At 51.2% G+C, this 15,811-nt stretch carries 10 protein-coding genes; 6 read left to right on the top strand and 4 right to left on the bottom strand.

Annotated elements, in window-relative coordinates; genetic code table 11:
- Nucleotides 1-99: 99 nt before the first annotated feature.
- The 3 genes from ACTTKA_RS10785 to tgt all read right to left on the bottom strand — a co-directional run bounded on the left by ACTTKA_RS10785 (nucleotide 100) and on the right by tgt (nucleotide 4,173).
- On the bottom strand, nucleotides 100-1,860 hold the full coding sequence (locus ACTTKA_RS10785; RefSeq protein ID WP_442725040.1) for an ArnT family glycosyltransferase: 1,761 nt from the start codon (nucleotides 1,858-1,860) through the stop codon (nucleotides 100-102).
- An 80-nt stretch (nucleotides 1,861-1,940) separates the two neighbouring features.
- Nucleotides 1,941-3,041: an LptF/LptG family permease gene (locus ACTTKA_RS10790; RefSeq protein ID WP_442725041.1), complete on the bottom strand. Its 1,101-nt coding sequence runs from the start codon at nucleotides 3,039-3,041 to the stop codon at nucleotides 1,941-1,943.
- Between the two features lies 1 nt (nucleotide 3,042).
- Entirely contained in the window at nucleotides 3,043-4,173 is a 1,131-nt protein-coding gene (gene tgt / locus ACTTKA_RS10795; RefSeq protein WP_442725042.1) for a tRNA guanosine(34) transglycosylase Tgt, read from the bottom strand.
- 198 nt (nucleotides 4,174-4,371) lie between these two features.
- Here tgt and ACTTKA_RS10800 point away from each other — a divergent pair, with 198 nt between their 5' ends.
- From ACTTKA_RS10800 to ACTTKA_RS10825, 6 genes are all read left to right on the top strand, one after another.
- Nucleotides 4,372-5,211 carry a class I SAM-dependent methyltransferase gene (locus ACTTKA_RS10800; RefSeq protein WP_442725043.1) on the top strand — a complete coding sequence of 280 codons (840 nt, stop codon included), beginning with the start codon at nucleotides 4,372-4,374 and terminating at the stop codon, nucleotides 5,209-5,211.
- A 275-nt stretch (nucleotides 5,212-5,486) separates the two neighbouring features.
- The gene (locus ACTTKA_RS10805) at nucleotides 5,487-7,544 is read left to right on the top strand and encodes a glycoside hydrolase family 97 protein (RefSeq protein WP_442725048.1); all 2,058 of its coding nucleotides are present in this window, start codon (nucleotides 5,487-5,489) and stop codon (nucleotides 7,542-7,544) included.
- 19 nt (nucleotides 7,545-7,563) lie between these two features.
- Nucleotides 7,564-10,608, top strand: coding sequence for a SusC/RagA family TonB-linked outer membrane protein (locus tag ACTTKA_RS10810; RefSeq protein WP_442725044.1), 3,045 nt, complete (start codon nucleotides 7,564-7,566; stop codon nucleotides 10,606-10,608).
- A gap of 24 nt (nucleotides 10,609-10,632) precedes the next feature.
- The gene (locus tag ACTTKA_RS10815; protein WP_442714751.1) at nucleotides 10,633-12,216 is read left to right on the top strand and encodes a RagB/SusD family nutrient uptake outer membrane protein; all 1,584 of its coding nucleotides are present in this window, start codon (nucleotides 10,633-10,635) and stop codon (nucleotides 12,214-12,216) included.
- 49 nt (nucleotides 12,217-12,265) lie between these two features.
- Nucleotides 12,266-13,408 carry a SusF/SusE family outer membrane protein gene (locus ACTTKA_RS10820; protein WP_442725045.1) on the top strand — a complete coding sequence of 381 codons (1,143 nt, stop codon included), beginning with the start codon at nucleotides 12,266-12,268 and terminating at the stop codon, nucleotides 13,406-13,408.
- A gap of 30 nt (nucleotides 13,409-13,438) precedes the next feature.
- A complete protein-coding gene (locus ACTTKA_RS10825; RefSeq protein ID WP_442725046.1) occupies nucleotides 13,439-14,815 on the top strand; it encodes a DUF5115 domain-containing protein in 1,377 nt (458 codons plus the stop codon).
- Between the two features lie 803 nt (nucleotides 14,816-15,618).
- Here ACTTKA_RS10825 and ACTTKA_RS10830 read toward each other — a convergent pair.
- On the bottom strand, nucleotides 15,619-15,811 hold a 193-nt coding region (locus ACTTKA_RS10830; RefSeq protein ID WP_442725047.1), incomplete at its 5' end, for a hypothetical protein.

Below are 15,811 nucleotides of genomic sequence, written 5' to 3' on the forward strand. Positions count from 1 at the left end.
CAAATACAAAAATATACCAATAACCCCTATTTTTTATACCGTTGCAACAAAGTCGCTTTTAATCGTAAAATGATGACGAACCGTTCATCATCAAGCGGGTTACTTTCTCACAAAACGCGACAACACCACCCGAGCTTTTACATCGGCCAGAATACGACCGGAAGTACGTAATTCTTCAAAAGTATATACTCCGGCATAACGCTCGAGGACTTTAGGATAGTCCCTCTCATCGGCCAAGAAATATCCTGTCTGCGGTTGCTCGGTCTCGAAATTATGGAAGCAGTTACCAAGATAAAAGTTCAAACCATATAAGTTCGTGTAATGATGCAGATTATTCATGACAAAAAGGTTATCCTTATTCAGCGGATATGCGCCACGGATTTCTCGGGCAAAAGCACGCGAGGAGTTCTCGTTTCGGATTCCGCGCATTACGATGCCGTCGATAAAGAGATGGACGCAGAAGATCAAAAAGATAGAGGCATACAACATCTTGATGTTGATCTTCTTAGACAGTTGGTAATAGCTTGTCAATAAGGCAGCCAGCAGCAGTGCCAGCACGATGATGGTCGAGACTGAGGGGTGGAAGGCCTGTCCGACCGCTTCGAAGGTCTGCAAGGTGGAAGTCTTTGATGTATAATGGCTTGCCAACGCTGCAAGGTCTACAGTTCCTGTCATACAGAGCAGGGCCGTAACGAAGGCCACAGATGCCACGGCTGTTAAAACGCCGGCAAAGACACGGGTCAGCTTCGAACGATGCTCCGTCAGGTAGAGAATGCATTGCGATATAAACAACGCGATAAACGGATAAGCCGGCATCAGGTAAACACTCCGCTTGCTACTTGGTAGCATGTAGAAGAACACAATACAAACAGAAGCGACCAGACTGAACAAACGTATTTTATCGAGTGACAAGATCGTGTCCCATGCATTTCTGACCCATCTTCCGAGACTTCCCTGCGGCTTATGCCAACTCACCCCGAAAAGAGAGAAAAAGAGCAACAAGGTCCACGGCATAAAACCGGCAGCTAACGTAACGAAGTTGTACCAGAACCCTTCCTTATGTCCCAGATCATACGATATATTAGCCTCGCTTAAATGGAAAAAACGTCCGAAGTTTTCGGCCAGCACAACGTTTAAAAAATCATTGCCCCCCTGCTTCCACGCTTCGATATACCAGAGCATGGGGATAAATAACGACGATACACCCGTATAAAGCAGCGTTTTGAAGATTCGAAGCAAACTGTACTTCCGCAACATCAGCAGATAGACGCCAAAGACGAACAGGGGTAAAATGATACCGACCGGTCCCTTCGTGAGCACAGCCCCACTGAACAGTAACGGAATCCCCACAGGCAATCCTTTCAGGGATAGTTTTTCCTCCCATCGATACATTTGTATCAGTCCGGCCACCATGAACGTAGTCAGTACCATATCGACACGCGCCGTCATCCCCGCGCGATGAATCTCGACACAGGTAAACAGCAAACAAACGGCGATGAATGCTTCTTGAAAACGCACACGACGACCGAAGAAGATCAGTACGATGGCCATCAGTGCCGTATAAGCTATCGCCGAAGGCAAGCGTGCTGTCAGCTCACTCACATAGCCTTGCGGCAACGAGCAGGCTGCCATCAGCCAATGTGCCATCGGCGGTTTGTAGGCAAACTCATCGGCGTAAACGGTCGGCAGCGTCCAGTTACCCGTTTCGAGCATCGATACGGCTACGGCAGCTTCGCGCGGTTCGCCTTTGGTCGAAAAATCGCCCGTCGCAATCCACGGGAGGATCGAGAACAGACAGACGAATATCACCGTACTTACCGGTTTCTGAAGGTAAAGATATTGAAGAGCAGACGTGCGCATAAATTTTCTTCTTTATTGTTTTTGTATCCGACGAATACGAATACAAAAGAACGATTTTTTTTGCAAACGGCAAAGCACGTTCATCGCGGCGCCTTCCGGTAAAGAAAAATCGTAATAAACAAATAGAGGATATTGGGTATCCAGACAGCCACCATCGGACTGACATACCCGCTGATGGCAAAAGTCGACGTAATTTTGGAGAACAGGATATACGAAAAACTCAAGGCGAACCCGATCCCGATATTCAGTCCCATTCCTCCTTTCATCTTGCGCGAAGAGAGTGAAGCGCCGATGAGAGTCAGGATAAAAAACGACATGATCGTTGCAATCCGCAGATGATATTCGATTTCAAAAAGCTGGATATTGGCGAGACGCCTCTCTTTTTGCCGTTTGATGTGTCGTGCCAGTTGGGGCATCGTCATCGTTTCACAGTCACTTTCGGAAACAAGAAAGTCGGAAGGCATAAAAGTCAAGGTCGTATCTTTCCGCGTACCGGTCGAGATTCTTTCGCGCATTCCGTCAAAGTCACGGATCACGTAATCGATGATCGTCCATGTGTACAGCGAATCGTATTTGATGGACTGGGCTGTCAACCTTGATACTAATTCCTTGTCTTTAAATTTATCTATCGAAAATCGATACCCCATGGAAGAGGAAGCGTCGTAGCGATCGAAATAAGCAAAGACATCCGGTTCAATCTCGAGCTGGATATTCCTTGCCGACGATACTTTCTTATCTCTGATGTGCGTATTTTGAAAGTCGATACGGATAACGTTGGCCGGAGGAATGATATAGGCGTTCAGCACATAATTGGCCGATGCAATGATGGTTGCCGAGATCAGGTACGGGCGCATCAGTCTGCGAAAACTGATGCCGCTGGCGAGCATGGCGATGATTTCAGACCTGTCGGCCAGTTGCGAAGTGAAAAAGATTACCGTGATAAACGTGAACAGCGGGCTGAAGATACTGATAAAATAAGGAATGAAATTCAGGTAATAATCGAAAATGATACCGTGCATCGTAGCCGTAGATTTAGGCCCGATGAAATGATCGATTTTTTCGTTGAAATCAAAGACAACGGTAATGGCAATCACCAGCAGAATGGTGAAGATATAAGTACCCAGAAATTTCCGGATGATATACCGATCAATCCTTGTCAGTCTGAAACCGTCTTTCCGCATTTCAGATTCGTTGCGATAATGGTTCGATCATGCTGTTCTTCCACGTCATGAAATCGCCCGCGATGATATGCCGCCGCGCCTCTCGAACCAGCCACAGGTAAAACGCGAGGTTATGGACGGAAGCGATCTGGAGCGCCAGCAGCTCATCCGCTTTGAACAGATGATGCAGATAAGCACGGCTGTAAAGCGTGTCGACATACGAATGCGCGTCCGGATCGATCGGCGAAAAATCGTCGGCCCATTTGTGGTTGCGCATGTTCATCGTACCGAATCGAGTGAAGAGTTGACCGTTACGCCCGTTGCGTGTCGGCATGATACAGTCGAACATATCCACGCCCCGTTCGATGGCTTCGAGCAGGTTCACCGGCGTACCGACTCCCATCAGGTAGCGCGGCTTGTCTTTCGGCAGAATGCCGTTGACCAGTTCGACCATTTCGTACATTTTCTCCGTCGGTTCACCTACCGCCAGTCCGCCGATCGCGTTCCCATCGGCTCCGATCGCAGCTACGTTTTCGGCTGCCCGTGTGCGCAAATCGGGATAGACACACCCCTGTACAATGGGGAAAAGACATTGGCTGTATCCGTATTTTGGTTCCGTTTCGTTAAACCGTTTCACACAGCGTTTCAGCCACTGTTCGGTCAGATCGAGCGATTTTTTGGCATATCCGTAATCGGCATCTCCCGGACAACATTCATCGAAAGCCATCATGATATCCGCTCCGATGGTACGTTCAATATCCATCACTCTTTCGGGCGAAAAGAAATGCTTGCTGCCATCAATATGAGAGCGAAACTCTGCCCCTTCGGAAGTCAGCTTCTGGTTTTCGGCCAACGAAAACACCTGAAAACCGCCGCTATCCGTAAGAATGGGGCGATTCCAACTGTTAAATTTATGCAATCCCCCCGCTTTCTCGAGGATATCAAGTCCCGGGCGAAGGTAAAGATGATACGTATTACCCAGAATAATCTGTGCGCGAATATCCTGCTCCAGTTCGGGAATATGGACGGCTTTGACCGTGCCTTGCGTCCCGACGGGCATAAAGATGGGTGTTTCGATGATCCCGTGATCGGTCGTCATTACTCCGGCACGCGCCTGCGACTGCGAGTCTGTTTGTACGAGCTCGAATTTCATGCGGCAAATTTACAAGATTATATTTAATCGAGCAAAACAGGAATCGGACGCGACGCCCAAGATGACTTCGATGAAGAACACATCTTGCGGCCGCGGGCAGTTCATGAATAGCCCTGCTTACCCACCTTGTCTGTTTGCGGGATTTACCTGTAATCATTAGCTTTGCCGCCGCATATTCAAAATATAACAGTTAAAAATATGAGTACACACGCTATCCTTCGATGGTTTTATTATCGAATTCCACCGCGCGGTCGATTGGTTTTAAGAAGATTGTATTATCTTCCGGGCGACTTGTTCACCCAACGGGATGCTATGATACCTCCCAAAGGCATGATTTTTATCGGCAGTGGCGACTTTGTCGAACAGGGAAAACTTCAACGGGAAACCGTTCTTCGGCACACCGGCATTCAACCTGATGCGGCCGTGCTCGATGTCGGCAGCGGTATCGGCCGGCTAGCTGTCGCCATGACAGACTATCTGAACGCCGATGGCCGATTCGAAGGGTTTGACCTTGTGAAAAAAGGGGTGAACTGGTGCCGGAAGCATATTACCCCGAGGTATCCGAATTTTATCTTCAAGCATGTCGATTTAAAGAACGACTTATACAACCTGAGTACAGAGACAAGCGCTAAAGATTTCATTTTTCCGTATGAAAGCAGTCAGTTTGATGTCGTGACCCTCTTCTCTGTTTTCTCCCACATGATTCCGGAAGACATTAACAACTATTTATCGGAGATTTACCGTGTCTTGAAAAAGGGAGGCTACTGCGTGGCAACTTTTTTTATTCTGGACGAAGAAGCCAAACAGAATATAGAGGCCGGACGTACCGGCGAATTTTCTTTTAAATACCGGCATGACGGATATGCGTTCCTCGACGAAAAAGTAAAAGAGGCCAATGTAGCATACGATCTGGAATTTTTATCGTCGATGATTACCGACAGTAAATTACAGATGGTTTCTATGGAACCCGGTCGATGGAGTAATTCGCATCGTAAGACCGACCAGTTTCAGGACTTGATTATTTTACAAAAAAAGTAAAAACATATCCTTCGGAGAAAGTATTTGCACTGTTTTTATCATTATTCTATTTATATTTTTTTACTTTGCAAAAGTCCACAAATAACAAATAAACAATATTTTACTATTTATATAAGACCTGTTTTATTTATATTCGGCTTCATTCAAAAAATGTAACAGCTTTTAGGAGTATATCTTTGTTTCGATTATTAATTTTTTTTATTGACATGAAGAGCATAAATCTACGAAAAAAGCTGTTTTTTCTATTCTCTTTTCTTGTGTCCGCACCTTTTGTGATGCGTGCGGAAGAGTTGAAATCGCCGGACGGAAATCTGTTGATGCGTTTCGAGGTGAACGGCGAAGGTACCCCTGTTTACGAATTGACGTACAAACAGAAGCCGGTGATCAAACCGAGCAGGCTCGGTCTCGAAATCGAAGGATTCTCGTTGCGTAAAGCGTTTACGCTGAAAGGTGTCGAAACCGCAACGTTCGACGAGACCTGGACGCCTGTCTGGGGCGAAGTAAAAGCGATACGCAATCATTACAACGAGATGACCGCGACGCTTCATCAGGCCGACGGCGACCGCACCATGGTCGTACGTTTCCGCCTCTATGACGACGGACTGGGCTTTCGGTACGAATTTCCGCAACAGAAGAGCCTGAACTACTTTGTTATTAAGGAAGAATATTCGGAGTTTGCGATGGCGGGCGATCATAAAGCCTTCTGGATCCCGGGCGATTACGATACGCAGGAATACGACTACACGGAATCGCGCTTGACGGAGATACGCGGACTGATGCAAACGGCCATCACGCCGAACACGTCGCAAACGCCATTTTCACCTACGGGCGTGCAGACGGCGCTGATGATGAAGTCCGATGACGGGCTTTACATCAACTTGCATGAGGCTGCTCTTGTCGACTACCCGTGCATGTCGCTCAATCTCGACGATCAAACGTTGACGTTTCAGTCGTGGCTGACGCCGGATGCGCAAGGGAAAAAAGGATATATGCAAACCCCGTGTCACACGCCGTGGCGTACAGTGATCGTCAGCGACGACGCACGCCGTATCCTCGCCTCTCATCTGACGCTGAATCTGAACGAACCGTGCAAGCTCGACGATGTGTCGTGGATTCGTCCGGTGAAATACATCGGGGTATGGTGGGAAATGATTTCGGGGAAATCCACGTGGGCTTATACCAACGACTTGCCATCGGTGCACCTCGGCGTCACGGACTATACGAAAATGAAGCCGAACGGCACGCATGCGGCCAACAACGAAAAGGTGCGCCGCTACATCGACTTTGCCGCGAAGCACGGCTTCGATCAGGTACTGGTCGAAGGCTGGAACATCGGTTGGGAGGACTGGTTCGGGAACTCGAAGGATTACGTCTTCGACTTCGTTACGCCTTATCCCGACTTCGACCTCAAGGCGCTCAACGAATATGCGCACTCGAAGGGCGTGAAGCTGATGATGCACCACGAGACGTCATCCTCCGTGCGAAACTACGAACGCCAGATGGAGAAGGCCTATAAGTTAATGAACGACTATGGCTACAACGCCGTCAAAAGCGGTTATGTGGGCAATATCATCCCCCGCGGCGAATACCATTACGGGCAATGGATGGTGAACCATTATTTATATGCGGTCAAAAAAGCGGCCGAACACCGGATCATGGTCAACGCACACGAAGCGGTGCGCCCGACGGGGCTTTGCCGGACGTATCCGAACCTGATCGGTAACGAGGCGGCCCGCGGCGGGGAATACGAATCGTTCGGCGGCAACAAGGTCTTCCATACAACCATCCTCCCCTTCACACGACTGATGGGCGGCCCGATGGACTATACGCCCGGCATCTTTGAAACACGGCTCGAGAAAGTGAACCCGGGCAACAATTCATACGTACATTCGACCCTCGCACGGCAGTTGGCGCTGTATGTGACGATGTACAGCCCGCTGCAGATGGCGGCCGACCTGCCGGAGAACTACGAACGCTTTATGGACGCGTTCCAGTTCATCAAAGACGTGGCCATCGACTGGGACGACTCGAAATACTTGGAGGCTGAGCCGGGGCGCTACATCACCGTGGCGCGCAAGGCCAAGGGCACAAACAACTGGTTCGTAGGCTGCACGGCCAACGAGGACGGACATCTGTCGAACGTCTCGCTCGACTTCCTCGACCCGGGGCGCAAGTACACGGCTACGATCTATGCCGACGCCCCGACGGCGCACTACGAAAAGAATCCGCAGGCGTACACCATCAAGCAGATGAAGGTGACCAACAAGTCGAAGCTGACGCTCCGCGCGGCATCGGGCGGAGGATATGCCATCAGTATCATGGAACAGAAATAAAATCTAAAACAGCAAGGATATGAATAAAAAAGAACGATTCTCTCGGAAGAGAAGTATCTGTCTGCTGCTCGTCGCATTGTTTTTTGCGGCCGGCGGCTATGCGCAGAAGATAACGGTCAAAGGTACTGTTGTCGATGAGATGAACGAACCGGTCATCGGTGCGAATGTGGTGGAGAAAGGCACGATTAACGGGATTATCACCGATCTGGACGGTCATTTTACGCTGTCGGTCGATGAAAAGGCCGTGATCGTTGTTTCTTACATCGGTTACAAACCGCAGGAAGTCAACGCTACGAAAGACCCTATGCGGATTATTTTACGGGAAGATTCGGAGATGCTGGAAGAAGTCGTCGTAATCGGGTACGGTTCGGTCAAGAAAGACGATGCGACAGGTTCCGTGACAGCCATCAAGCCGGACAAGATGAATCGCGGACTGACGACGAATGCACAAGATTTGATGGCCGGGAAGATTGCCGGGGTGAATGTGGTGTCGAGCGGCGGTACGCCGGGCGGCGGCGCCACGATCCGCATTCGCGGCGGTTCGTCGCTGAATGCCAATAACGACCCGCTGATCGTTATCGACGGGCTGGCTATGGATAACGACGGTGTCAAAGGGCTCTCCAACCCGCTCTCTATGGTGAACCCGAACGACATCGAAACCTTCACGGTACTGAAAGATGCTTCGGCTACAGCCATCTACGGTTCACGCGCCTCGAACGGCGTGATCATCATCACGACGAAGAAAGGCGCGCTCGAAGGCGGCAAGTCGAAAGTGCGCATCACCTACGACGGCAACGTCTCGATGAGTAACGCGAAAGACAAAATCGAAGTCATGAACGCCGACGAATACCGCGCACGCATCAAGCAGCAATACGGCGAAAGCAGTGACGCATACAAGGCGCTGGGCAACGCGAACACCGACTGGCAAAAAGAAATCTACCGGGTTGCCTTCTCGACCGACCATAACATCAGCATGTACGGCGGTCTGGGTACGACGCCTTTCCGCGTATCGATCGGTTATACGAACCAGAACGGTATCCTCAAGACGTCGAACTTCGAGCGGTACACGGCATCGCTCAACCTCTCGCCCTCGTTCTTCGACGGGATGTTGAAGCTGAACGGAAACCTGAAAGGGATGTATGCACAGTCCCGTTTTGCCGATGCCGGAGCGGTAGGCGCGGCCACCCGCATGGACCCGACCCATCCGGTGATGGGCGAAGGCGAAATCTACCCGAAATATTTCGGAGGGTATTTCCAGTGGACGAATGACGGGAAGGCGCTCAACGACCCCACATGGACGGTGACGAACAACTCGCTGGCGCCGGCTAATCCCGTCTCGCTGCTCGAACTCAAGAACGACCGCTCGAAATCGAAATCACTCGTCGGGAATCTCGAGGTCGATTATAAGTTCCACTTCCTCCCCGATCTGCGTATCCACGCCAACGGAGGGATGGACCTCTCGACCGGAAAGCAGACGACGGATGTAAGCCCCTATTCGTTCACAAACAATTACTACGGCAGCTACGGCTTCGAGGAAATCGACAAGTATAACCTGTCGTTCAATACGTATCTGCAATATGTGAAATCGGCCGGGATTCATAACTTCGACGCTATGGCGGGTTACGAATGGCAACATTTCCATCGCGAGGGCAACAACCGCTATACGGGATATTATCCGAAAACGAATACGATCAATCCCGGCAAGGAATATTCTCCGTCACATAAGGAATGGGCTTCGGAGAACTTCCTCGTTTCGTTCTTCGGACGTCTGAACTACACGCTGGCCGGCAAGTATCTGTTTACGGCAACGGTTCGCCGCGACGGTTCTTCGCGTTTCCATAAAGATCATCGCTGGGGCACTTTCCCCTCGTTCGCTTTCGGCTGGAAGATGAAGGAGGAAGGATTCCTGAAAGATGTCGACGCGCTGTCCGACCTGAAGCTCCGTTTGGGATACGGGGTGACCGGACAGCAGAACATCGGCTCGGATTATTCGTATTTCGCCTCTTACACGGCCAACAAAGGATTTGCTTACTATCCCATCGGCTACGGCAAAGGCGAATCGTATCGCCCCGACGCCTACAACAAGAACCTGAAATGGGAGAAGACGACGACCAGCAATGCCGGACTCGACTTCGGCCTTATGAACGGCCGGATCTCGGGGGCTGTCGATTACTATTATCGCAGGACGGACGACCTGATCAACTACGTCTACGTCTCGGCCGGAACGAACTTCAAGAATCAGGTGAACGCCAATATCGGATCGCTCGAGAACCGGGGAGTCGAATTTTCGATCCAAGCCAAACCCGTCGTGCAGAAAGATTTTACATGGGACATCGGATTCAACCTGACGTATAACAAAAACAAAATCACGAAGCTCACAAGCGGCGACGGCGACGGCTACTACGTTTCCACCGGAGGAATTTCGTACGGTACGGGAAACAAGGCACAGGCTCATGCCGTCGGGCATCCGGCGTATGCGTTCTACGTCTACCAGCAGGTCTACGACGAGAAAGGCAAGCCGATCGAAAACACATTCGTCGACCGTAACGGCGACGGCATCATCAACGCGAGCGACAAGTATTTCTACAAAAAACCGACGGCCGATGTGCTGATGGGACTTTCGTCGAAGATGCTTTACAAGGCATGGGACTTCAGCTTTACGCTCCGCACGAGCCTGAACAACTACGTTTATAACGACGTAGAGTCGAGCAGCAGTAACTTGAGTCAGCTGTATGCCCCGTCGGGATTCCTGATCAACCGTCCGACGATGGTACTCGAGAATAACTGGCAGGGCGAAGGAAACTTCTACATGTCAGACTATTTCGTACAGAACGCGTCGTTCCTCAAGTGCGACAACATCACGCTCGGATACTCCTTCAACCTGAAAAGGCTGGGATCGGGACGTGTTTTCGCTGCCGTGCAGAACGTCTTTACCATTACCGGATATAAAGGACTCGACCCGGAACTGATCACCGGATCGGGCACGGGATTGAACTACGGCATCGACCGCGACCTCTATCCCCGTCCGCTTACCTCGTTGATGGGAGTAACATTGAATTTTTAATCACCGAATAAAGTGCAAATCATTATGAAACGAAATACGATAAAATCATCGATTATTGCGGCTGCATTGTCTTTTTCAATGTCGGGCATGGTATCGTGCGTAGGTGATCTGGATGTGACGCCGATCGATCCGAGTGTCACGATGGAGTTTGACCAAAACAAGGTCTTTACGAAAATTTATGCAACGATGGGGCTGACCGGCATCGAAGGGCCTGCCGGATCGGGAACGGGCGACGTGGACGGCCTCGACGAAGGAACGTCCGACTTCTTCCGGCTGATCTGGAATATGAACGAACTTTCGACCGACGAAGCGCATTGCTGCTGGGGCGACGGCGGAATACCTGAACTCAATTACAACGCGTGGGGAGCGTCGCACGAGTATGTGACGGGACTTTATTACCGTCTGTATTTCAACGTGACGTTATGCAACTTCTTCCTCGAACAGACCGATGGGAAAAGCGACGGCGAAAGCGTGGTACAGCGTGCCGAAGCGCGTTTTATGCGTGCTCTGAACTACTATTACCTGATCGACATGTTCGGAAAAGTACCGTTTGTAACGAAGGTATCGACCGAGAACCCGTCGCAGGCAGAGCGTGCCGAACTCTTCCGGTTCATCGAAAAAGAGCTGCTCGAAGCCTCCGAAGCGATGAAAGACCCGCAAACGAACGCCTATGGCCGCGCCGATAAAGCGGCGGCATGGCTCCTGCTGGCGCGTCTGTACCTGAACGCCGAGGTATATACCGGCACGGCGCAATGGGCTAAGGCGGCCGAATATGCGCGGAAAGTGATGAACACGTCGTACAGCCTGTCGCCAGTATATAAACACCTGTTTATGGCCGACAACAACGGCAGCGCGGTGAACAGGGCGAACGCGGAGATTATCCTGCCGATTCTGCAGGACGGCGCCACGACACGTAACTACGGCGGCTCCCTCTTCCTGATCGCCTCGACACATAGAACGAAAGACATGCCGGCTTACGGAACTACCGAAGGATGGGCCGGAAACCGCTGCCGGCCGCAGCTGGTGAAGAAATTCTTCCCGACGGGCGACGCCCCGAATGCCGAAACCGATCAGATCATCAAGGCGGCGAAAGACGACCGCGCGCTCTTCTTCGGCAAAGACCGCACCTTATCGGTCGACGAGGCGGCGAAGTTTGAAAGCGGCTTCTCCTTCGTCAAATTCTCGAACCTGCGTGCCGACGGCGCGTCGACCAACGACTCGAAACATACGGATACCGATGTGCCCCTGATGCGTCTGGCCGAAGCCTACCTGACGTTTGCCGAGGCTACGGTACGGCAGAACGGAGGTGCTGCAGCCGAGGCCACCGAGGCCATCAACACCCTGCGCAAACGTGCCAACGCCAAAACGGAGACATCGTACACCCTCGACCATATTCTGGACGAATGGTCGCGCGAGTTCGCCTTTGAAGGACGGCGACGCTCCGACCTGATCCGTTTCGGCAAGTTCGGAGGCAATACAAACTATGTATGGCAATGGAAAGGCGGCGTGAAAGACGGTACGAGCTTTGGCAAGCACCTTAACCTTTATCCGATTCCGGAAAACGACCTGAACGTGAACAACAATCTGGTGCAACATCCGGGGTATTAATCTTCCGGCAACGGAAAGCGAACATGTCAAAAATAAACTGATAAAGATCATGATGAAGAAAAATAGAAACAAGATAGCAGTCATGCTGCTGGCTGTCGGGCTGTCTTTCGTTTTCGCTTCGTGCGAAGACGACCGCAACTCCAACCCGACGTTGCAGACCCCGACAAAATTCGTCCTCAACACACCGGCTTATGCCGAGGGCGCCGAGTACGATCTGGAAAACTCGTCGTCCGTAGAGCTTACCTGCTCGCAACCCGACTACGGCTTCACGGCCGCTACGGTCTACTCCGTGCAGGTATCGCTCGATAACGACTTTACGACCGAAGGGAAGTATGCCACACTGGCCACGACGTACACAACGGCCAAGATGGCCGTCGACGCAACCGAAATCGCCGTAGCGCAAACTACGCTGGCGCTCGAAAAGGGAATCGCGGAAGACCGCTTCCCGCTCACCTCGAAACTCTACGTCCGGCTCAGGGCGGCGTTAACGAACGGCAAAGGCGAAATCTTCTCCAATACGGTTACGCTCCACACGCGAACGAAGTTTGCACTCAGCCCCATTGTCCTACCCCAAACGATGAATATCGTCGGCAGTACGATCGGCAACTGGAAATGGGAAGACGGCATGGAGATGGTTCCCACTTGGGCGAAGAACGGCACGTTCTGGCGTATCCTCTACATCGAGAAAGACGCCGAGATGAAATTCAACATCGAGAAAGGCTGGGACGGCCGGGAATTTGGCGGTTCGGCTACCCTCGAAGACTATGCCGGTGCAGGCCTCTCCGACGCCGGAGGCAACCTTAAGGTGGCACAGGCCGGATGGTACCTTGTCGTCGTCAAAACGGCCGTCGAAGGGCGTAACCTGAAGTTCACCGTGGCGTTCGAGAAACCGAACGTTTATCTGATCGGCGGGGTGGCTCACGAAGGCAAGTGGGATATCCTCGATAAGAACCTGTTCACCGTGCCGGCCGATGCCAAAGGCGACTTCGTGTCTCCTCCGTTCAGTAATACGGCCGAAGTGCGCATGTGTGTGAAGATTGCCGACGAAGACTGGTGGCACTCCGAATTTATCGTCTTTGCCGATGGAAAAATCGCTTACCGCGGCTCGGGCGATGATCAGGAGCGTTACACGCAGCCTGCAGGCAAACGCGCCTTCTTGAACTTTATGACCGGTAAGGGACGTTATGAATAAATGTAAAGTGAAACGATAAACTATACGGATATGAAAAAGTGGTCAATCTATATGATGCTGTGTTCGGTTTTGATCCTCACGGCATGCACGGAAGATTTTAACAGCGACGTAGCCGCTCCTCAGCAATGGGAACAGGAAACGGCCAAGACGATCGGCTTCAAGGCCGAGAAGGTCGAAGCCATCGACCTGAACACCGTTGCCTCGGAAAAAGTGAAAGTCTGCTCGATTACGAAACCGACACTCACCGCAGGACGGGTGAAAGGATACGTCTTGTATCTGAACGAAAAGGTTACGCTCGAGGTCGACAGTCTGGGACAGGTAAAGACGGGCGCGTTGCAAGACTCGATCGTTTCGATCTACGGCAAGCGTCCCGAGCTGCGCACCCTCAACGGACGGCTGTATGCCCTCGTCGCTCTCGGCGAACAGACGCTCCGCTCAGACAGTGTGGCGCTCACACTGGCCGTCAAGCCGAAAGCGCCCTTTATCGATAAGGCCTATTACCTGATCGGGAATATGAACGACTGGAAGGCCGACGATGTGTCGAAGCTCATCAAACTGAATCAAAGCGGCGACGTGTACGAGAATCCCCTCTTCTCGATGATACTCAAAGTGCCGGAAAACTGCTACTGGAAAGTCATCCCGCAAACACGCGTCGACGCCTTTACGAAAGGCGAGGCGGAGAATGTATGGGGCGAGGGCGTACTGGGTTGTGCCGTTGATGGCGACGAATCGGCCTCCGGCAAGCTCACGGTCAACGGCAACGCCATGAAGATCAAAGACGGCGGATGGGTGAAAATCGAACTCAACATGCTCGATTACACATATAAAGTCACCGTGCTGGGCAACGTCAGCCCGTTTCTCTACGTGCCGGGCAATCATCAGGGATGGGCGCCGGCAACGGCTCCATTCGTTCATTCAACCGATTTCATGAACTACAGCGGATTCGTATCGCTCGACGGCGAGTTCAAGTTCACGTCCGAAAAAAGCTGGGACGGCGTCAACTACGGCGCCGGAGCGAAAGACGGCACTCTCTCGACCGACGGCGGGGCCGGCAACCTGAAAGCCGAAAAAGGCTTCTATCTGCTGAAAGCCAATATCTCGTCGCTCACATGGTCGGCCGTGCTCATCCAAACCTTCGGACTGATCGGCAGCGCAACCGACGGCGGATGGGATACCTCTACGCCGATGACGTTCGACGCCGCCAAAAGCGAATATTCGATCACCGCCACCCTGAAAGACGGCGAGCTGAAGTTCCGCGCCAACGATGCGTGGGACGTCAACCTCGGCGGCGATCCGGAGCATCTGACCTTCGGCGGCGCCAACATCGCCGTCAAGGCCGGAACGTATAAGATCACGCTCTCGCTCTCCGACGCGCAGAAATATACCTGCACGATAGCAAAACCGTAAGAGCGCATGCGCCGGTTTCCGTAAAAAAGGGAGGGTATGTCCAAAACGCAATGTTTGGGCATACCCTCTTTAAATATGTTAAAATGATTGAGGGACAAGGTGTTAAGGATGATAGCGATGGGTGTGCTAACGTATGTGATCGAACTCACATTTCACAAACAACGAAGCAGTTCCCTGTTATGATACATCGCCACGGGGCACAATACATCGGGCATCCGGCACCACACAAAAAATTATTTACGTCATTTGCGTTCGGATACCGTGTTTCATGACCACACGGAGAACCACTTTTCGTTTATTTGCATTCGTCATTGTTCGTTCGTCATTTGTTTTCAGCCGGCAAACAATTCAACTTCGACGACTGTCCGATCAAGCAGGACAGGACATAAACGATATCTTAGCTATAGCATTAGCCACTTATTTGTGTATGGGAAAGGACTATGTGTCTATGTATGAGTTCCGTTAAGAACGTGGAGCAGCGCTTTATCCCTTGGTTGAATTACCCAATGAATGCCCCGGTGTAGCTACTTTTAAACGAGTACTTCTCCACATAGGGTCCATTTCTTGGCAGTCTGTTTGGGGGTGTATGGACGCGATATAGTGGATCGTTTAGAGGGCGGGCTTGTATCCATCGATGGAAAAGGAGTGCGCGAGGAGTCAAGCTGAAAAAGGGTGGTGTGCACATACTCTCTCGGCTTGAAAGGATGCCTATCGCCAGAGTCTGACATAAGAGACTCCGGATAACAAGGAAAAGGAAATCGCCGTTGTACCGAAAGTGTTAGAAATTCTGGAGCTTAAAGGGGCTATTGTCTAAACATCGTCTTAACGTCGTCTGTGGTTACAATTTTCAGCGCTTTTGTTTTTTGTAACCAAAATGGAACCACCGGAGGCATATTTACGCAGGGGTGACGCATTAAAATTGCATTGTCATTAGTTGTTGCGGCTTCATTCGAGCCAGTTTCTTTTGGATACGAGGGATTGAGGACTTCATATTCG

This window comes from Tannerella sp. (assembly GCF_052170195.1).
Classification (GTDB): domain Bacteria; phylum Bacteroidota; class Bacteroidia; order Bacteroidales; family Tannerellaceae; genus Tannerella.